Here is a 19,641-nt window from a genome sequence, read left to right as displayed (position 1 = left end):
ACGGCAACCGTGTTGCATGGAGACCCGGCCCCAATGAATCGCGACCCTGTCCCGCATCATCCGCTCGTGCAGCGCCTGCTCGACGCGCGTCAAGTCACCGACGACCTGTTTGCGATCGTCAAACCCGACTACCTCTATGAACGGCCGATCCGCGAGCGTCACCGCGTCGTGTTCTACATCGGCCATCTCGAAGCGTTCGATCGCAATCTGCTCGACCAGCGTCTGTTCGATCTGCCGGCTTTCGCGCCGGAACTCGACCAGTTGTTCGCCTTCGGCATCGATCCGGTAGACGGCGGCTTTCCCACCGATCAACCCAGCGATTGGCCGTCGCTCGCCGCCGTGCGCGAGTATGCGACGCGCGCGCGCCGGCAGATCGACACCGCGCTCGACGAACTCGGCAGCGCGGCGCACGACAAGGCGGCCGTGCAACTGCTGAACGTCGCGATCGAGCATCGGTTGATGCATGCGGAAACGCTCGCGTACATGCTCCATCAGTTGCCTCTCGCGCAGAAGAACACCGCGTTGCGCGAGCCGGTGGTGACGAGCGATGAGCAGCGCGACGCGTTGTCGTCGATGGTTAGCGTGCCGGCCGGCACGGCCGTGCTCGGCATGCCGCGCGAGGCCGGCCGCTTCGGCTGGGATAATGAGTTCGGCGAAATGAGCGTGGACGTGCCCGCGTTCGAGATCGATCGATACATGGTCACGAACGGTGCGTTCCTCGAGTTCATCGAAGACGGCGGTTATCGCGAGCCGAAGTGGTGGTCGCCGAAGGACTGGGCATGGAAGGAAGCGGAGCGCATCGAGCATCCCGCTGGCTGGTCGCAACCCACGGCGCAAGACGGTCGCCCGGCATGGACGCTGCGCACGATGTTCGACGACGTGCCCTTGCCGCTCGACTGGCCCGTCTACGTGAGCCACGCCGAAGCGAGCGCCTACGCGCGCTGGGCCGGCAAAACCCTGCCGACCGAGGCGCAATGGCAACGCGCGGCGCACGGTGCGCCGCAAGCGGCGTCGGGGAACTTCGATTTCCGCAGTTGGGATCCACGGCCCGTCGACGCGCATCCGGACAACGTCAGCACGTTCGGCGCGGAAGGTCAGTTCGGCAACGGCTGGGAATGGACCTCGACACTTTTCGAAGCGCTGCCGGGCTTCGAAGCGTTTCCGTTCTATCCCGGCTATTCGGCCAACTTCTTCGATGGGCAGCACTACGTGCTGAAGGGCGGCTCGGCGCGTACCGCGCTGTGCATGCTGCGGCCGGAATTTCGCAACTGGTTTCAGCCGCATTATCAGTATGTGTATGCGGGGTTTCGGTGTGTGCGGGTGATGAGGAATAAAGCAGAAGATGAAGACAAAATCCAGCTTCCGCTTTAGTGCAAATTTTTTCACGAAGTGCTTTATTGTTTCAGCAAACGCTTTAATTTATCCTCACGACGACGCTTAGCTTCGTCATGCACTAAAAATAGTCTCGCACGAAATGGAACAGGCGGATCTCCGCATCGGATCGTGCCACAATGCTAACACATCGAAAAACGCTCACCGTTGTGAATCGGCGTCCGGCTTCGTCCAACTGACGCTTGGCAGTTCGGAGCTTCCGGGCGAATTGCAGATGGGCCTTCCAGCGATCTGAGGCCTCCCGCTTCAGCCGGTCGTCCCGTAATTTCTGTACTACGTCAGGAAGCTCTCGGTAGAAGACGCTGCTTTGCACGCCAACACGGTCAGCAAGTTGCCCTATCCGGATATCGGGCTCCCGTTCCATTATGCGGCGAACTGCCCGTCGCAAACCTCCCTCATCCCGCGGTCGCCTCTGTGATCCGAAATACCGTGTGAACACGATCGGATTCCGATTCCCTAGCTTCGGGCGCTTACCTCGCAGGAGATCTATCAGTCTTATATCAACTGCAGAGCACAGCGAGAGAAGCAGTCTTAAGCTCACCGGCGCATCACCTGTCGCAGCTAGGGAAAGAGTCGAGAATGCCAGTTCAAGAGACTTCGCTGCCTGGTTGGTATTTCGCCATCGATTTTGAATAATGCGATTGATTCCGGCCCGCAAACGTTCCGCTTTAAACTCTTCGCCCTTAGAAACAGCAGCAATCAAAACGCCGACTTGTGTGGCCACCCACATCTGTTGTGCCGAAGCCTTCTTCCCTTTAGCGCGGATACAAGCGAAGGCGTTCTTGCGGCAACTCCGACAAACGCCCGGGAGGTAAGCACGATCACTTTGATAAACCCACTCTTTGCAGTCGGCGCCGCATTTTGAATCCAAAAGCACAATGCCATGTTCGGGGCATGCCTCCACGACGTCGATCGTCCATAGAAGACGATTCCAGCCACCAGGGTACGGCGCCTGCTTCACGCAAATCGGACAATGTCGCTGCACCCGGAAATTCTTCGACTTGTGCAGGTGCACGAGGGCTTTAATCCTATCAAGCGAACATAGTTGCAGCAACGAATTTCCGGTCAATCGAACGACAGTTCCGATGAACGCGTCTGGCACCCGGACCGAAAGATTCACAACAGGGTTTTTCCACGATGCCCAATCTGCGTCCGGCGTCTCCGCACGCACAAAATCACATAAGGCATTTAGCGATACATTGTGCGCTGCCGCCAATCTGGCCATGAAACTGAGAATGCTTTCACATTCCTGTGTGCCAACTCCCTTCGGGGCAAAAGAATATAACGATGTTGTCGCGTACGTCGTATTCGATAGCTTATTATTTAGATCTGTCATCTTGAATGTTTTTCTGCAGGCTGTTCGATGGCTCCGCCATCAACGCACGCTCCATGAAATTTCAACCACGCCTTCTCAAACCGCGACTGACTCGTCACCATAACTTTTGCACGTAGCCAGACGTTTCGCTTTGTGAGTCGCAGCCCCTCTGTCTGAAGTTCAGTCGCCAGCCTTGCGATTAGCTCGTCAGCTTCCAATTGCCGCCGTGCTGTCCGGAGATGTTGGGCGTCGCGATAACGGCGCACGACTTCCCGAGACTCAGCTGGAAAACACTGGGAGAGATACTTGGTGCTCAAGCCGAGGGAATCTGCAACGCTGGACAAAGACGGACATGTGACATCACGAGCAGCTCTGCGCATCGCCTCACTCCGCTTTGAAGACGAGGCTGCATGTTCTTTTCCACGAAGGGGAGAGTATCTGTGGTCAACGCGCTGGTTACTTTTCACAATTTCGCCCCTGAGCGCCTCCAGCAGGCCTACCCCTGCAGCCGCGCATAAGGCGACGAGAGGAGAAAGACGCACGAGCTTTCTTCCATTGATCCAGTCAAAAAGCCGAGCTTTACTGATTCCGCAAACAGCGGCCGCACGATAGGGATGACCATCCCCGATCAGGGATGCGAGCTGAACGACGCTTCCGAAAACGTCGTTTGCCAAAAAACGCTCGCCCGCAGTCACTCGGGCCACGACGATTCCTAATTCCTGAGCGACCCAAATGTCGGGGTCACTGACGGACACGTCCGATGTCGCGGTGCATCTGTAGCCGATACTTCCGCACGTCGAACAGGCACCCGGCATATGCGGCCGGCTCCACAGGGACAATCGCCGAGATGGTGGTGCTCCACATACCGAAGGCACCAAAGCCACCTTGTGATCTGGACAGATTCGAACCAGTTTCAGATCCCAAAGCAGAGGACGATGAGTTCGTCGCCGCCCCCCGCGTCACAATGGTTGTCGCCTGGATAAAATTGGAATCTGGGGGCGATAAAGAGAGAACAAGTTGGCGCGTTACGGAAAGACATTCAAGGACAGGGCAGTGGCGCGGTTGCTGCCGCCGGAGAGCGCATCAGTGGAAGAGGTTGCGCGAGAGATCGGTGTGGGCGCGCAGACGCTGGAGCGCTGGCGCAGTGATGCGCTGTCCATGCCCGCTCGCGAGCGGGCCTGGACAGCGGCCGCGCGTTTCGAAGCGGTGTTGAGCACGGCAGCGATGGACGAGACGGCCCGCAATGCGTGGTGCCGCGAGCATGGCGTGTATCCGCAGGAACTGGCGCAGTGGCGGCAAGCGGCCACGCAGGCGCTGGCCGAGCCCGAAGAGGCCCGTGCGAGTCCACAGCAGACGAAGCAGGACCAGCGTCGCATCAAGGAACTGGAACGCGAACTGCGGCGCAAGGAGAAAGCACTGGCCGAGGCAGCCGCATTGCTGGTTCTTTCAAAAAAACTCGGGGCGATCTTCAACACGGACAAGGGCGAGGACGAATGATCGGCCTCGAAGATCGCCAGTTCCTGGCCCGGGAAATCGATTCGGCAAGACTGGCTGGCGCACGGTTGCGCCTGGCCTGCGAGGTGGCCGGAATCGACGTGCGTACCCTGCAGCGCTGGAGGGCCAATCAAGGGCTCGTCACTGGCGACGCCAGGCCCGGCGCGATGCGCCTGCTGCCCGCGCACACCTTGAGCCCGCAGGAGCGGGAAAACGTGCTGCGCGTAGCCAGCGAGCCGCGCTTTGCCGACATGCCACCGGCGCGCATCGTGCCGATGCTGGCTGACGAAGGCGTGTATATCGCCAGCGAATCGACCTTTGCACGCGTGCTGCGCGAGCATGGGCAGATGAGGCGCCGTGGCCGTGCCAGAACTCCTTCGAGCGGCCGGCCGCCGACCACGCACGTTGCAACCGCGCCGCGCCAGGTGTGGTGCTGGGACATGACCTATTTGCCGGCAACGGTCACAGGGCGATGGTTCCACCTGTACCTGATTCTGGACCTGTACAGCCGCAAGATTGTCGGCTGGGAGGTGCACGACAGCGACGCGGCCGAACACGCTGCTCATCTCGTACGTCGTACGGCGCTCTCCGAAGGCATTGCCGCCCGTGAGGCCCGGCCGGTGCTGCACGGCGATAACGGGGCGACGCTGAAGGCCACTACCGTGCTGGCGATGCTGCACTGGCTGGGCATCAAGCCGTCGTACTCGCGCCCCCGGGTCAGCGACGACAACGCCTATGCCGAGGCGCTGTTCCGAACCGCGAAGTACCGGCCGGAGTTTCCGGTCACAGGCTTCGAGGACCTGAACGCTGCTCGCACCTGGGCTGCCGGCTTCGTGCAGTGGTACAACTTCGAGCATCGTCATAGTGGCATCCACTACGTGACGCCTGCGCAGCGTCACGCCGGTGACGATCGTGCGCTTCTCGCCGCTCGGCATGCACTGTACGAGAGGGCCCGCGAGCGCAATCCGGCCCGCTGGTCGCGCCACACGCGCAACTGGACACCGGTTGGTGCCGTGACGCTTAACCCCGAACGCGACTCAGTCGTCGAGATGGCGTCGATCAGCGCAAATAAACAGCCTCTGGCTGCATGAGTGAGGCGACAACTTGCTTGACGCGCGCCGGCAGATCAATATCCCTGCTATAGCACAGCGGGCAGTGACGTGGAATCTCTGATGACGATCCACGCAGGTCGAGAACGTCACCGAGCGTAGACAACGATAGTTGATCCAGTTCCACCCTGCCGGTTGCGGCCCTCAACGCGGAGAGCAATTGTGGAGTTCTTTGGTGTGTGAATATGTTTATTGCGGCGCTCTTTTTCCACATCGAGAAGTGCCGCCAGATGGAGAAATCATCATCGAAGAATCTCCTGAGGACTTGGTTCACAAGCAAGTCGACGGGAACGTGATGGGCATAGGCCAGTCGACAAAGGTAGCTTACCGCAGACTCACATTGTGGCGTCCCGACAGCCTCGGGTTCCAGCGAGTACAAAGCGGTATCCGAAGAACCGCCCAGTATTGGGCGGTCTTCTTGCGTGGTCTCCTCAGCGCGATGGCTTGGGGCAGAACCTGTCTTCATGCCGCCCGCGGGATCGAACGAATCGCTCCGGCAAACGACGGAGCCGTGTCATCGAAAAAGCCGTCGTCCCGCATATGCTTCTCACCATTCTCCACTTCTTTTCGTATCTTCTTAAGCACATACGGTTTCTTCATCGCACGACGAACAAAATCACTGTTCCATTTCCCACCATTCTCAATCTGCAGTACAAGACATTGCGTCATAAACTCCTTCAGCAAACCGACGATTCCAAGCGTCATGTCCATAAGATCTGACGCCAGCGACGAGAACTGCGGGACGTCTTCGAGTGGCCACTTATCCTGCAACTTTCCAATGACAGTCCTATATTCCTCGACGTCCATTTCGTCCGCGTGTTTGTCGGGTTTTTCTTTTGCATCAAAGTTGCTGCGGTATCGGCCGAGATAGAATATCTCTTCGCGGCGTGCTACCTGGCCATAGGTCGTCGCAAGATCGAATAGATCATAAGATCCGATCAGTAGTATCTGACATGACGTTTCATCGGCCAAACTCTTGAAAGTATCCATCAGCGCCGGATGATTTCCGAACCGCAACATATGCAGAACCTCGTCCAGCGCCAGAATCATCGTCTTGCGATGAATCAACATACTCGTTACCGCATCTCGCAAAGCCGACAGGCTACCCATTGAATTGCTCCTCACTTTTACCTTATCGCCTGTCACTTCGGTCACACGCTTGTTGTTCACTAGCGGTTCGCCTCCGGCGAGCAGTATCTTTCTGTACATCTCGCTCCATGGAATCTTGTTGCTGCCGTGCGCGGGCGTCGGCACGGTGATAAACGGGATCTGTCCAATCTCAGTACCTTTGAGACGATTAGCGAGGACATTTTCGATGAACGACGACTTCCCCGCCCCGGGCGGACCGATCAGGGTTAAGATTGTTGTATCTGTGTTGCCGCTGATATAACGGGTGATCTCCTTTTCCAGTCTCGAGAGTTTCCTGTGCTTTACCTGAAGCGAGTAGAAGTAACGTCTTTTCTCCTCGGGAGAAAGTGTTACGGCCTGATGCCGCGACAAGCGTCCGTAATAAAGGCGTTCTTCGATTGATAGACGACGAACGTGATCAGAGCATTGCGGTTTCGTCATCGATTTCTCCGATGTATTGTGAGACGTCAAGTGTTTCGTCAGCGACCTGCGGCGCTACCTGAGTCGCGGCGCCGGATTCGACAGCCATGTTTTTTTGAGATTCTTCGGAGGGTCGAGGCTGGTTGTAAGGTTCATCCAACAATGGCATCGCTTCGTATTTCGCCACTGAAAGACCAAGCGATCGATAGTAGTCGCTCATGACCTGCTGCTTTGCCGCGATCGCCTCGTCGAAGTTGAGCGGTTCACGTGCTTCGACAAGACGGGCGGCACGCTCAGGCTTGCGGCGCTCTCTTGCGGCCTGTAGTCGAGCAAATCGCTCCCTCTCCCGGATGGCCTGATTGAGTTCGTATCGTGTACGCCCGCGGAGTGGCTCCACGTCCCGGGCCGTCGCAACCTCCCAACGAGAGCCGGTATAGACATAGATGATTTGCGCCAGCCACGGCTCGATTCTCACTTCAAGTTTTCTCCCGCCGAGCGTAGAGAAGCTGCTGTGCCAGTAGTACCGGCCGCTCTCCCAGACTCCTCGATGCGGGTATACGCGATGTTGCGGCTGTGGCGGGGCTGGGCATGTCAGAAGCAGCAGGTTTTCATCGAACTCGATGGATGTGTGCTTCCTCAATCCCGTCTGCTGGAGTCTGGCCTCTTCAAATTCGCGTGGCGATATGCCAAGTCGGGGGTGGACGTCCAAGGGGCGCACTTGAAACAAATAGTGATCGAGCGCCCGGCAAAGGGCCGGAAATGTCCACTTCCTGAACTGATTAGGCGAGACAGACTTGGTCGTCATGCGGGCGTCTTTCAGTTGCAACGAACTTCCTTCAAGTCCTGTGAAGAACTCCTGCTCCGTCACACCAAACATTCGCTCGACCGGCGCGCCGCCGCGCGGTCGGCCCGGTCCACGGTAACGTATTTCCATGCCAAATATCTGGCAAAACAGCTGGAAAGCATGCGAGCGAAACTCTTTTCCACCGTCGACGACGACAACACGTGGCAGGCGCCGCCATCGCCGAACATAGTCGCGCAAGACCATGAGGGCGGCCCATGCCGATGGTGGGTCATAGCTGACATAAGAAGCCCGTGGCATAGGAATGTGTGCATCCACTGCCACCGACAGCCATACTTTCCCCCAGTCTTCACCGTGCGTACCTGCCGTCATTAAGTTAGGTTGAGTGTGATCAATATAGACAACCTCGTGCGGAAACAGTCCATGAACGGGTTCCCGTATATCTAGTATCAACGGAATATCGGAATCACGATACGCGACACGCTTACCTTGCCGGTCATGAATAGAACGATGCGCCTTCACCCGAACGAGAAATGTGACATACGACATCGGGCGCAATCCCCGCTTTGCGCACGTTAGGCTGTACGTGTTAAACACCTGCTGGGCGCTGGGTGCTTTTGGCGCGTTATATTCCTTCTCGATAAGCTCTTTCGCCAGCGTTTCCACAGCAGAAGGAAGACGAGGAAGGCGCGACCCCTTATCCGCGTCGCGTGGTGCCAGCGCGAGGATTGCGTCGGTAATCGAGCTGGCATTGCGAATGGCCTGCTGGGCTCGCCAAAGCGTAGATTTGGAAAACTTCGCCGCTCCATCCCTGATAGCGGAGTATTTGGCGGCAGCTTTCTTTAAAGCGTCCGAACTCAGATCGCTCAATGAGCGCCGCTTTTCTGCATCGAGAATTTCGCGCCGCTCTTTCTGATCCGCCTGCGCCAGCACGAGCTGCAGAGCTTCGTGTCGCGGCTTTACCATCTGATGCCCTTCCTTCGTCCGGAACAGCACTTCGGGCTGGTCATCCAGCCGTTCGTGAATGATTTCCCACTGCTGATCGTCGAAATGCACAATCATGCCCAGCTTCAGATTTCCAATTCCAGGCAGTGGCAACGACTCCTGAGGCAGCAGGCTATCGGACATGCACGTATACGCCTTGCTCATTCCCTCATCACGGAAGAGCATGAGATGATCGAAATCCCGGATCGGAATACTCGACAGGTCGACATAGACTATCCCCGTGGCAATCGCGGAGAGAAGTACGTCGGCACTCAAGCCGTCCTTCTCAAGCACATCGACATACCGTACAGGTTCGCGCTCCACCAATTCACGAAGGCGCACTTCCGTATCGGACGACAGCAACGGATTCCGCGTGTCGAGAAAATCATCCAGTATCCGCATATTTTCAACAAAAACGCGGGGAATATCCCGACTGGTTCGGAGCCGATGTGTTATCCCAAGCTCCGCGCATTTTTCCTCGAGCACGCGATCGTGCCAGCGGCCGCCTCCGTCAGAGTAATAGCGTGTCAACTTGACGAAGCGCTCTGCATCCCTCCTTTCCGCTTCAATGAGATCGCGTTCCTCTCGCCAGTCTTCAAAGTAAGCGTTGTCACCGAGTACCAGCAACTGGACCGTGTGTGATTGGCGATTGCGAACCCGGCCGTTCTCGTCGCAACTAGCAAGGTCGAACGTATGGACGTTCGTGTGATACTCGAGCACTGACTTATTGAACTCGTGCCACTTTACAGCGCTCGCATGCAGGGAGCGACTCCGCGTCCTGATCTGTCGCCCACGCATTTTCTTCGATGTCAGGTACACAACTGAGTTATCACGCTGGCGCGTATCAACGGACATGTCGGCGGTGCGTTCGCGGATATGTTCGATGACACTTAATGGTCGCCCGGACAATCCAAGTGTTGCGGCGTATTTTTCAAACTCGTGGGTTGAAAGCATGTTTTTTCCTACACAGAATCGGCTGACTTCGGCCGAGCATCGCCGGAGCCCGCTGCTAACATCAGCAGGGACGAACGGAAGCGCCAAACGTATAGGGCCGTCCTCGACGTACAATCGGCTGGTCTATACGTCCGAAAGCGATTGCTCCGTCCTCGCTGCGCGCGCATGCGAGAAGGCAATGTGTCGGGACGTGCGCGAACTTCGACCTCGCAGAGCGAGGCCGCCATTCGGTTGACACGGGGGAATAGGCTGAGTAGGATGAACCGGTCGACACATCAGTTCAGTTCGATGCGGTCCAATAAAGGCCTGCCGGGTTGCCGCCCGGGAGGCCTTTTCCTTTTTGCAGCCCGTCTGCATCAGGGCTCGTTCATTGATTCCTCCTGTGACGAAAGGCTTCCTTTCAATTTGGTAATTCTTCGTCTGGTGTCTGTCAGCCTCTGGTTGCCCGAACCTGGCGTTTCCCAAGACAAGGACCGCTTGCTGCGCTAGGCGCTTGAGCGAGCGCTTCCGGCCTGCCAGGATGCGCCGCCGAATATTGGATTCTTGCTGAAGAAGCTGGCAAAGCGTAAATTGAGCCCTCTTTTCTGGGTAAAAAAACTGGTGTATTCGGACACATGAAGCGAGATCCTAGCGGCTTGGGACACGATTCCCGAACCGATGGCCGCTGGCTCGGACTACTTTGGCCACCTGCGGCCGACGTTCAGGAGCGATGCAAGGTGCCCGTGGCGCGTCGAATGAGCGGCCTCCGAGGCATGGCATGGGCATGCGCCGCGTTGATGGGAACGGGCATGACAGCGTCGAAGGCCACCATTTTTTTTCGTCCGACCAGGTATGCGAACGGAACTCCTTGCACGGCGGCCCACAGCAGCAAAATTTTCTATCAGTATCTGCGTGGATTACGTGCGCCAATCCCCGGTGCACGCGGCAAGTATGGCTACGATCTCGTCGCGGAGGTCGACCGATACCCCGGAGCCCAACGCGCGAAAGTCTGGCTGAATCTTCCCCTTTGGCAGCTCGTCGAAGCGCAATTGACACCAGATGAGATCCAGCAGGTCCTCGAGGCGATGCCGTCCGGCGGGAACACCGGACCGCTGGACAAATATGTTCGTGCGTGGGCTGAATTCCGGCTGGCACAGCTATGGCTTGGAACTCAGGAAGAGCGCGCGGTCCTAGCGTCTCAAATCGCGGAATTGCATCGACCGCTCTACGACGCAGAGCCGGTTTTCCGCTATATCTTCGAGCCTTACATGGCAATGCTCACGTTGCTGGAACCCTCCGTGGTACTCAGAAGTGATTCGCCGATCAGGCGCATGAAGAATGTCCAGGTCACGGTCACCCACGTGGCGCCAGGGTATTCAGACGAAGCCCGCGCGTACAGGAAGCGCTTCTGGATCAAGGCTGCGCGCCTCATGCGCTCAGGAGAGCGACCTCCTGAATCGTTTCTTGCGGAGTTTGGGGATCCATGGTTTCGCCTGCTTGAAGCAGCCATGGGGGATCGCGACGGCGCGGTCGAGCGACTGCGCCTCGGGCTTGCACCCACTTACCGGGCGTTAATGTGGCCCGAACTCGCTGCACGGGTGTTTCCGACAGCGTACGGCATGACAGTGGTCTTGCCACCCAACGTTCGCCCTCGGAATCCGTACGGTTCCCCAGAAACGAGAGCCACGCTGCTTCAATTTGATCGCAAGACTCGCCGCGCGCACGGGCTACTGCAGCGTTTCGACTCCCCCATGTCCAGCCTGGCGGAATTTGCCGAATTCGAACGCGCCAAATGGACGAAGCAGATGGCGAAGTACCTCAAGCGCCGCCCCGTAAATGGCAACAGAAGGCCATTGCCAAGAGGGCCGCGATAACGCCGCTATGGGGTGTCCATTTGACCGGAGTTAAGCGTAGACTGGGGCAATGGAACGCGCCCACGCCAGCATCCACTACCCTAAGTCCCTTGGGGAGTTTCAGGCCTGGTTCCCGACTGATGCAGACTGCCTGGACTACCTCGAATGGCTGCGATGGCCTTGCGGCTTCGTCTGCCCGTCCTGTGGGCATCACGGAGGATGGCGGCTTGGGGACAACCGGTTCATGTGTACTGGATGCGGTAGCCGCACATCGGTGATGGCTGGCACCATCTTTGACCGGACACGTACTCCGCTCACGGTTTGGTTTTCGGTCTGTTGGCATTTTGCTACCGCTAAAGATGGGATCTCCGCGCTGAGTTTGAAGCGGACCTTGGAGATCGGCTCCTACCAGACGGTGTGGGCTATTCTTCATCGCCTGCGGTCTGTTCTGATTCGCCCCGATCGGGAGCGCCTTTGCGGGAAGGTGGAGGTGGACGAAACCTACATCGGAGGCAAAGAATCCGGACTTTCGGGAGGCCGTGCCAAAGGGAAGAAGATCCTGACGTGTATCGCGATCGAGATCGTGGAGCCGAAGGGATTCGGGCGCTGTCGAATGGCGCCCGTGGCGGATGCCTCCTCGGAATCGCTTCGCTCCTTCGTGTTGGATAACGTCGAGCCCGGGGCGACGGTCATCACCGATGCCTGGCAGGGTTACCGGTGGCTGGAGAAGAATGGTTACATCCATGACCGCCGTAGCCAGCGGGCCGCGTCGGCGCGGGGCGAGGACCCCGAAGAACTTCTGCCAGGTGTGCATCGAATAGCGTCCCTTGCAAAACGTTGGCTCCTGGGCACCCACCAGGGAGCGGTGGATTCTGCACACTTGCCCAGTTACCTGGACGAGTTCGTGTTCCGTTTCAACCGCCGCCGCTCACGTAGCCGAGGGATGCTGTTCTATCGGGTCATGGAGCTTGCTGTCGCCCATGGACCGGTTCGTTACCAAGACCTTGTTATGACCCAGCGCCCAAAGGCTGTTCCTCCAAAGCCGCCGGGGCAACGCGGACATCCGCCCAGCTTGGAGCGACCTTCGCCGAGCCGCCCGTGGAGGCAAAACGCTAACTCCGGTTAAATGGACACCCCATACGCCGCTTATCGCGGCCAGCCCGCCACCCTCGCCGGACCCGCCGCGGTCGAGGCTCCCGGTCCCCGCTTTCGTTGCGCCGCCCCGCAAGGCCCCAACCGGCCGCGACGCCGCCGGCCGGGTGCGTGGCGCGGTCGGGGCGCCCCGGGCGTGCATAGAATTGAGTCAGGGTTTATACTTAAGCCGTCTCCTCCGTGTCTCCACATGGATTCCGGCCCGCCGCGCGCGGGCCTTTTTGTTTGCCGGGCGTCGGAACGCGGGGGCGACGCAGGTATTGGCGTCATCTCCGGACTGATCAGGCGGGCGCCGGACCCACTGCCGCCCCTCGCGACGCGAGAGGTCAGACGCCGGGCATCAGAGTCCGGCAGTCACCCGGTACTCCCGGTCAATGACAAAAATTCGGCCATTGCGGCCGTTGGAGTGTCGGCCGCTGTGAGGCAGTTCATAGGCGCATTGCCGCCGTTCGCTCCGTCGTTAATGCGAATGTCAGATATCGTTGGCGTGAACGAGTACTTGCGACCCCATTGCTGACAGTCGAGCGGTCAGAGGTGCAACGGCGGGTATCGGAGTTGAGCCGTCGCTCGATACTGCAGCTCACGGACGTCAAATAGAGCGAGACCTGCTGCCAGCAGCCAGGTCTCAGTCTGGATTCCGCACACCGGCACGCGAAGGCCTAACCCTTTGCGACGGGTGCAGGAGGTACGGGCAGGATGATCTCAGAAGCAACCTTCCAGTCCTTCCCGACCTTTATCCAGTTGATGATCATCAGAAACGGCTTGGGAGTTCCGTCCTGCCCTGCATACGAGACCGTGATGTTCACCGGCGCGTAGGATTGCGCTACGTCCGGCGTCAAGCCGACGACCTTGAGCTTTGAGTAATCCGGTCGGAGGACGACCGGGCCGGAGGTGCCGATGTCGTGCAGCTTCCGATCGATTGCCTCGTTGCCCCAGAAGCCTGCCCAGTTCCCCTCGGAGGGAATTGCGCTTTTGGCAACGAGAAGGGCCGAGGGGGATTGCCAGAACATCTCGTGCAGAGCCTTGAAATCGTGCCGGTTGGCTAATTCCATGAGCTCGCCGAACTCTGATTTGATCGTGTTCAAGGCCTGAGCGTCCAGCGGCTCCTTGTAAGCGCCAGGAGCAGCCGCGAGAGATCCGGCGGAGACGGTCAAGGTGATGGCAGCGGCCAATAACGTCCTGTGCATGGTCAGCATTCCTTTGGGGATTCCACAGCTTCGTTGTGGTGCGGAGCAATCCTACGCGGCCTTCCTGGCGGAGTTCGCCGCGCCCCAGAGCGAGCCCGGATTAGCGTGGTCGGGGTAGAGTTCGAGCATCGCGTCGTAGAGTTGGACGACCACCTCGGGACACAAGGCCCAGCATATTCGATCGGCTGATCGGAAATCTTTAAATTCGCTACGTCCGTTTTCTGGCGTGCGCTTAACTCCTCCCGCTGGGGATGCGGATTTCGCGTCATTGCGCTCGTATGTGCGCGGCGTCGAGCCATGCCCGTCACTCCTTCAACTCAAAGATACTGTCAATCTCAACCGGGATGCCCATCGGCAACGAATGCACTCCCAGCGCGCTTCGAGCCGGCAGATTGTCTTGCCCAAACAGCGTCAGCAACAGATCACTGGCGCCATTGGCCACTTGCGGATGCTGGGTGAACGACTGTGCTGTACGCACGTAAACTGTTAGCCGGCTGCATCGCCGGACGTTGTCGAGTCCGCAGGCCTGTTCGACACAGGCCAAGATCATGAGCATCGTTAGGCGCGCCGCGTCTTGAGCCTTTTCCAGAGAAATATCGCGGGCGACCATTCCGACGATTGGCTTGCCATCCTCGAAAGGGCCGAGCCCCGATACATACAGTTGATTCCCCGAAACGGAAACCGTTCGATAGGACCCAAGTGGGTTGATGGGCGATGGCAATTTTAGGCCCGCTTGCGCGAGGCGTTCGGATACGTTCATGTTCGGGCTCAACGTAACGTGAAAAGGAAATGGACTTGGCCTGATGAAATTAGCGCGATGCAGTGAGCTCAACCGTCCGATACACCGAACGACGTTCGTCGGTTGAGGCTCGATACGCTCGCGGATGCTTGTCCTGCGTACGATGCATTGACGCAATCGATCAGTTCGGTCAACGCATCACGTATCAAGAAGCGTGCGAGTCCCGTTGTTCAGGCCCTGATATGTACGCACTACGGTAAAGTCAATCTCCGTGTTTGCAACGACGTTGGCGTAGTTCGTCAAGACGCTCAGTGCGATGTGCACGACAATCTCGACGATCTGCGCATCAGTGTAGCCGGCCTCCTTGAGGACGCGCAGATCTTCGTCGGATACGCGGCCACGTTCGTGCGCGACCTTCGCGGCGAACTGCACGGCAGGGGCAGCCTTTGGTTCATTCGAGCCGCCATTTCGATTGGCGGACATTTCCGCATCGTCAAGCTTCGCCACGTTCTTTCCTAAATAGCTGTGCGCCGACATGCAATAGTCGCAGCCGTTGATTTCGGCGACGGCGAGAGCTATACGTTCGCCGGTTTGTGCTGGAAGTGCACCTTTTGCCAAGGCTCCGGCCAGACCGAGGTACCCCTCTAGCGCCGCGGGGCTATTGGCTATCAGACGAAACAGATTCGGTACAACACCCAGTTTCTTGTTGACGGCCTCCAGGAAGGGCTGAGAAGCAGCTGGTGCATCTGCGATCGTGGCGGGTATCTGAAGACGGGACATATCGGTTCTGCCTTTTGAAAACACGAGAAATTGTCGAAGACAACGGACGCGTATGCTTCTATTGGAAAGAGCATCCCGGCACAGACCATCGAAGAGCGGCCTGCAGGACGGTGCGCGGAAGCCCGGATACCGCAGCCCTCTGCCCAGAGCAACACACTCGAAGGCAAAGCGCGGGATGACGAAGCCTCCCGCCTTCGCTTCCCCGGACCGACCGTAAGCCGCCTATTTCGCAGCGGCCTCGATCGCCTTTGCCAGACCGTCGGGATCGGTGAGGAACGGCGTATGACCGGTCGGCAGGGAGTACTCGGCTCTCACGGGGGTGGCGGCAACCATCTCGGCCTGGAACGAGGGGCTGATGACCTGGTCCATGGCTGTGTGGATATAGACCTTGTCGACCTGACCAAAGTTGGGGGAAGTCACGTGTACAGGCGTAGCCAGCGGGCCGACGGGTTCATCCAGGATCAGATCCGCGATTGCCTCGCGTAGTTTGTCAGGACCTCCATTGGCAAACAGATCGGCACGTGCCGGATATTCGATGGAGGCAATGCCCTTTTCCTTATCGATATGCAGGTGCGGGCCGATCTTGGCGTCGGCATCCTTACTGGCCATTGAAACGAGCGAGTCGCCGTCTTGCGGCAGGTAGGCAGCAACAAAGACCAAAGTCTTGATCTTCTTCGGTGCCGTCTCCGCGGCGTCGGCGATGACGATGCCGCCGAAGCTGTGACCGACCACGACGGCCGGGCGATGGGATTTGTTCAGCGCGGCGACCACGGTGTCGCGATAGAGGTCAAGGCTGACTTTGTCCGGTGTGGCTGGCGCGCCCGGACGCCCTGGCAGATCAACAGCCACCACCTTAAAGCCGTCGGTTTGAAGCCTGGATGTGACATAACCCCAGACCTGGGCGTCTTCGAAAGCCCCGTGGACCAGAACGATAGGGGGCTTTTCCGCAGCCATCGCACCGGTACCAAAGGCGAATGCTGACATGGCGAGAACAGCGAGGATGAGTTTCATCTACATTGCTTCCTTGAAGAGACATCGGTGCCGATGTCGTGAATTGAAACCTGCATTTGAAAGATCCGTGGGCATGCCTCGATCTCTCGATTCCGTTTAGGAATCCAGAACTCTATTATGTTGGGGCGGAACTGAACGGCACCAGATCGACGAATTGCCCGAGATCAGCCGACGTTACTTATGCATCGCGGCATGCCCGGCCTTCATGCCGCCTATACGACGGTGAAGCTAGCGGCTCCGCTCCAGCTTCCGATCCAGACGCATGACGGAAGCGTGGGTGCTGCAACGAGAAGTGTTATCGCAAACCGTCTGGGCTGCCTGAGCATGAGAGATCCGAACCATAGTGCGTGAGAGCCTTTCCTCCTATTCAGATACCGGAGGACCTTGGCTATCCACTCTAAAGAATGTATTCGAGACTGACCATATCTCGGCGTCTGATTTGCATGATCCATCGTACGATCGACGCACTCGGACAAGCGAGCAGATCGGCGCCGCCTGGGGACCGACGCGATGCCATTGAAAGGAAACCGCCGCAATGACAGTTTCAACTGACGAATCAAGCCAACGGTGTAAAGAGGACTCTCAAAGGAGTTCCGCACTTCGCGCGACAAAGGCCCCGGTCTGTGCGATTCGATGCGCGTCACGCGGTGGATAGCCAAACTCCTCCTTGAAGGCGCGACTGAAGGCAGCCTCCGAACCATAGCCGGCACCGTGGGCCACTTCGGTCACCTTCAGGGTCCCTCCGCTTAGCAAGTCTGCTGCGATTGTCAATCTCCAGCGTGTCAGGTAACGCAACGGTGGAAGTCCCACCACCGCCGTGAAGCGATCCGAGAACGTCGATCGCGACATCATCGCCGTCTCGGCGAGGGCCGAGACCGTCCATGCACGGTCAGGTTCCAGATGCATTGCGTTCAACGCACGGCCTACGCGTTCGTCGCTAAGTCCGGACAGCCAGCCGAGCCGATCGCCTTGCTGGCTGACCCACATCCGCAAGGTGCGGATAACGAGTAGATCAATAAGCCGCGAGATCATCAGCGATGACCCTGGGCCGGCGCTACGCGATTCCACGTCAAGGAAATGCGAGATAGAGGCCAGCCAAGGGGGCTCGCTGACTTTGTCGCATGTCAGATGAATCAGACCGGGAAGCCCGGTGAGCAAAGAGCGTAACGGCGCCCCGTCAAAATAGAATGATCCTGCGAGAAAGGATCCTGCCATGCCGTCATCAGCCGCCCATTTGAACGTCTGAGCATCTCTGCTGGGGGTAAAGTCCACCGCCGCCTCGAAGCGTTGATGTGCTTTCCGGCCCGGTTTGCTTCGAATCGTATGTCCGTCCGCATGTGGCAAAAGAACGAAGTCGCCTGACCGCAGCGTCACGGAGGGGCCATTGCGTTGAGACACCGACAGTTCGCCGGCACGCAGATGCAAAAACGTTGCCGGCCCTGGCGGAAAAATCACTTCGGTGGAACTGCCCAGCTCGCCGTGGAAAACATGATCTCCGCGAAGGCGAATCAGCCTGAGTACCTGTGACAAGACATCGGCGTGCTCGGACGGCATGGGCTACTCCTCTGGGGCATATTCACAGGGCTGCGCCCATCAACGATGTATGCGAGGTCAAGAGACTGACGGTTGCCTCAGGGCCACCATCGTACCGTGCCGCTTCTGGTATGCGGACATATCTTCGGCGGAACGAACGCCACGCGGGGCGGGTTGTCCGATCTCAGCTTGTCTTCAGCCATTCGAGCTTTTCTCACAAATGGCCGCTGCTGGCCGACAGTACTCATCCACAGAAGCCGCCCGAAAGCGGCCGTCGACGATTTTCAACGGTCGCTCTACAGGACCTTCATTGAACTGGTGCTCTCGGCCATTTTGCGACGTTCGACTCAGACGTCAGAATCGACGACAATCTCATTCTCACGTCTCATCAGACAGGCATTTGCTCTTCCCACAGGTTCTTGCGCGCTCCGGTGCGACAAGGCCGGCGCGGGCCACGACTTCGCGACATAGATGGCGGGCGCATCAGTTACCTAGGTCGACGACTACCTGCGTCCTACCTATGACGTCAATCCTCGTCAAACAGATCCGGAAACATAAATCGTTCCTCACCATAGTAGGTAACTACCGGTCGCGCTAGGTACCACGAAAGAATCTGCTTCCCACGTTCCAGTTCATCGTCCTGGCTCCACCAAATCACGTGTTGAAGAGGGTCAGCACCGTAGTCGATGGGTCGTTTAGCGGCGGCAGAAAGCTCGAAGGTGAAGGCGCCGGCTGCTGACTCGCCCGTGATTTTTAGTTCGAACCCAGCGTGAAACCTCATGCAACGAGCCGCCTGTTTTGCCTCTATGGCTAGGTTTTCAGCGCGCGGATCAGCTACTGATCGATAATAGACACCTGCCAGAGGGTGTGTGAGGTGAGGATTGTCGGGGTCGATCCGCCCATGCGCGTAAAGAGTTGCGAATGCTGCAGTAATTTTGTAACGGGACGATTGCGCTTCACCGATAGGCTCTGTGAATTTGCGGTCGATGTACGACGCGAGTATCTCGAATGTCTCCACGTCTTGCGTCGGCGCCCGTCCCGGTGGCATGGAGAAAGTGTGAAATGGCCGGCGAACTTCCCATACCGAAAGATACACAGTCTCGCCCACTTCTGCGCGCACCTCTCCAAGCGCAGCCTGCACATTGTCACAACAGTAAAGCATCGACACGCCGGGGGCGTTGCAGCGCTGAAATTTGGTGATGAATTTCGCTGGTGGTGCGAATAGGTCCGCAACGTATCTCGGCCGGCGCGGCGGATTACGGCGCGCCCTAAAGTACCCTATGCTTCCAGGCGGGGCCATTGTGATTGTTCCCGCGCCTCTCAGCATCCCCTTAACTTCTTTGAGCACATGCTGGAAGTCCACTGTCGCTAAATCCATCGCGTCGAGCCGAGCAATTGCAGAATCGAGGCTTGCGCGGGATAGACTAAATTTGGGGCTGGGCGCGCGCGACATAATATGATCGACATCCTCGATGACGAGGTCATCGACGTCGTTACCTCCAATAATTCGGTTTGCTTCGTCTGCAAGCACCCAGCCGAGTTCTCGCTTATTTGCGACGTGATTGATGACCTGCTTGAGAGTGCTTCGACGGATTCTGGCGGCTTGAAACGGCCCATGATCGGCTAGGGGCCCGAAAAACAGCAACCCGACCCACTCGTCATCGTTAATCGCATAATTCCAGAGGAAACTGGTCAGGTGCATATTGGCCTCGCGAAGGTCAGGGAAGCTTACATTACCGGACGTACAGAAAAGGCCGTGGAGGCACCGCGGTGCTCCCAAAGATTTGGGCACCGACAGTCGCGCGATGC

Annotated in this window: 13 protein-coding genes and 1 pseudogene; 4 read left to right on the top strand and 10 right to left on the bottom strand. The window is 58.2% G+C overall.

Annotated features, from left to right (window positions below; translation table 11 throughout):
- Positions 1 to 33 precede the first annotated feature (33 nt).
- On the top strand, positions 34 to 1,371 hold the full coding sequence (locus tag OKW37_RS26545; protein WP_429402698.1) for an SUMF1/EgtB/PvdO family nonheme iron enzyme: 1,338 nt from the start codon (positions 34 to 36) through the stop codon (positions 1,369 to 1,371).
- Positions 1,372 to 1,453: 82 nt separating this feature from the next.
- Here OKW37_RS26545 and OKW37_RS26540 read toward each other — a convergent pair whose 3' ends face one another.
- Positions 1,454 to 2,728 (bottom strand): TniQ family protein, encoded by a 1,275-nt coding sequence (locus tag OKW37_RS26540; RefSeq protein ID WP_429402697.1) that lies wholly within the window; start codon positions 2,726 to 2,728, stop codon positions 1,454 to 1,456.
- A gap of 996 nt (positions 2,729 to 3,724) precedes the next feature.
- Between OKW37_RS26540 and OKW37_RS26535 the strand changes: the two genes are divergently transcribed.
- A protein-coding gene (locus OKW37_RS26535) for an IS3 family transposase (RefSeq protein ID WP_429402696.1) occupies positions 3,725 to 5,292 on the top strand; the annotation gives its coding sequence in 2 pieces (ribosomal slippage) (positions 3,725 to 4,163 and positions 4,163 to 5,292; 1,569 coding nt in all).
- Here OKW37_RS26535 and OKW37_RS26530 read toward each other — a convergent pair.
- From OKW37_RS26530 to OKW37_RS26520, 3 genes are read right to left on the bottom strand one after another with little or no spacing between them, the layout of a single operon-like run.
- The gene (locus OKW37_RS26530; RefSeq protein ID WP_429402695.1) at positions 5,261 to 5,776 is read right to left on the bottom strand and encodes a TniQ family protein; all 516 of its coding nucleotides are present in this window, start codon (positions 5,774 to 5,776) and stop codon (positions 5,261 to 5,263) included. The genes OKW37_RS26535 and OKW37_RS26530 overlap by 32 nt on opposite strands.
- A complete protein-coding gene (locus tag OKW37_RS26525) occupies positions 5,773 to 6,879 on the bottom strand; it encodes an ATP-binding protein (protein WP_429402694.1) in 1,107 nt (368 codons plus the stop codon). The genes OKW37_RS26530 and OKW37_RS26525 overlap by 4 nt, the downstream gene beginning before the upstream one ends.
- A complete protein-coding gene (locus OKW37_RS26520; RefSeq protein WP_429402693.1) occupies positions 6,857 to 9,598 on the bottom strand; it encodes an integrase catalytic domain-containing protein in 2,742 nt (913 codons plus the stop codon). The genes OKW37_RS26525 and OKW37_RS26520 overlap by 23 nt, the downstream gene beginning before the upstream one ends.
- 788 nt (positions 9,599 to 10,386) lie before the next feature.
- On the opposite strand from OKW37_RS26520, the gene OKW37_RS26515 reads away from it, so the two are divergent.
- Together OKW37_RS26515 and OKW37_RS26510 are read left to right on the top strand one after the other, a co-directional pair.
- Complete coding sequence (locus OKW37_RS26515) at positions 10,387 to 11,451, top strand: hypothetical protein (RefSeq protein ID WP_429402692.1); 1,065 nt, start codon at positions 10,387 to 10,389, stop codon at positions 11,449 to 11,451.
- Between the two features lie 49 nt (positions 11,452 to 11,500).
- Positions 11,501 to 12,439: pseudogene (locus tag OKW37_RS26510) on the top strand (IS1595 family transposase); the annotation flags it as partial.
- Between the two features lie 802 nt (positions 12,440 to 13,241).
- Here OKW37_RS26510 and OKW37_RS26505 read toward each other — a convergent pair.
- From OKW37_RS26505 to OKW37_RS26480, 6 genes are all read right to left on the bottom strand, one after another.
- On the bottom strand, positions 13,242 to 13,778 hold the full coding sequence (locus tag OKW37_RS26505) for a hypothetical protein (protein ID WP_429402691.1): 537 nt from the start codon (positions 13,776 to 13,778) through the stop codon (positions 13,242 to 13,244).
- Between the two features lie 295 nt (positions 13,779 to 14,073).
- Positions 14,074 to 14,529, bottom strand: coding sequence for a RidA family protein (locus OKW37_RS26500; protein ID WP_429402690.1), 456 nt, complete (start codon positions 14,527 to 14,529; stop codon positions 14,074 to 14,076).
- Positions 14,530 to 14,706: 177 nt separating this feature from the next.
- Entirely contained in the window at positions 14,707 to 15,288 is a 582-nt protein-coding gene (locus tag OKW37_RS26495; RefSeq protein ID WP_429402689.1) for a carboxymuconolactone decarboxylase family protein, read from the bottom strand.
- 222 nt (positions 15,289 to 15,510) lie between these two features.
- Positions 15,511 to 16,299, bottom strand: coding sequence for an alpha/beta fold hydrolase (locus OKW37_RS26490; RefSeq protein WP_429402688.1), 789 nt, complete (start codon positions 16,297 to 16,299; stop codon positions 15,511 to 15,513).
- Between the two features lie 582 nt (positions 16,300 to 16,881).
- Positions 16,882 to 17,853 carry an AraC family transcriptional regulator gene (locus OKW37_RS26485; RefSeq protein ID WP_184061716.1) on the bottom strand — a complete coding sequence of 324 codons (972 nt, stop codon included), beginning with the start codon at positions 17,851 to 17,853 and terminating at the stop codon, positions 16,882 to 16,884.
- A gap of 505 nt (positions 17,854 to 18,358) precedes the next feature.
- Positions 18,359 to 19,534, bottom strand: a complete 1,176-nt coding sequence (locus tag OKW37_RS26480; RefSeq protein ID WP_429402687.1) for an RES family NAD+ phosphorylase — start codon at positions 19,532 to 19,534, stop codon at positions 18,359 to 18,361.
- Positions 19,535 to 19,641 lie beyond the last annotated feature (107 nt).

Source organism: Paraburkholderia sp. MM5482-R2 (assembly GCF_050436125.1).
GTDB classification, from domain to species: domain Bacteria; phylum Pseudomonadota; class Gammaproteobacteria; order Burkholderiales; family Burkholderiaceae; genus Paraburkholderia; species Paraburkholderia tuberum.
This window is presented reverse-complemented; position numbering and strand designations above follow the sequence as displayed.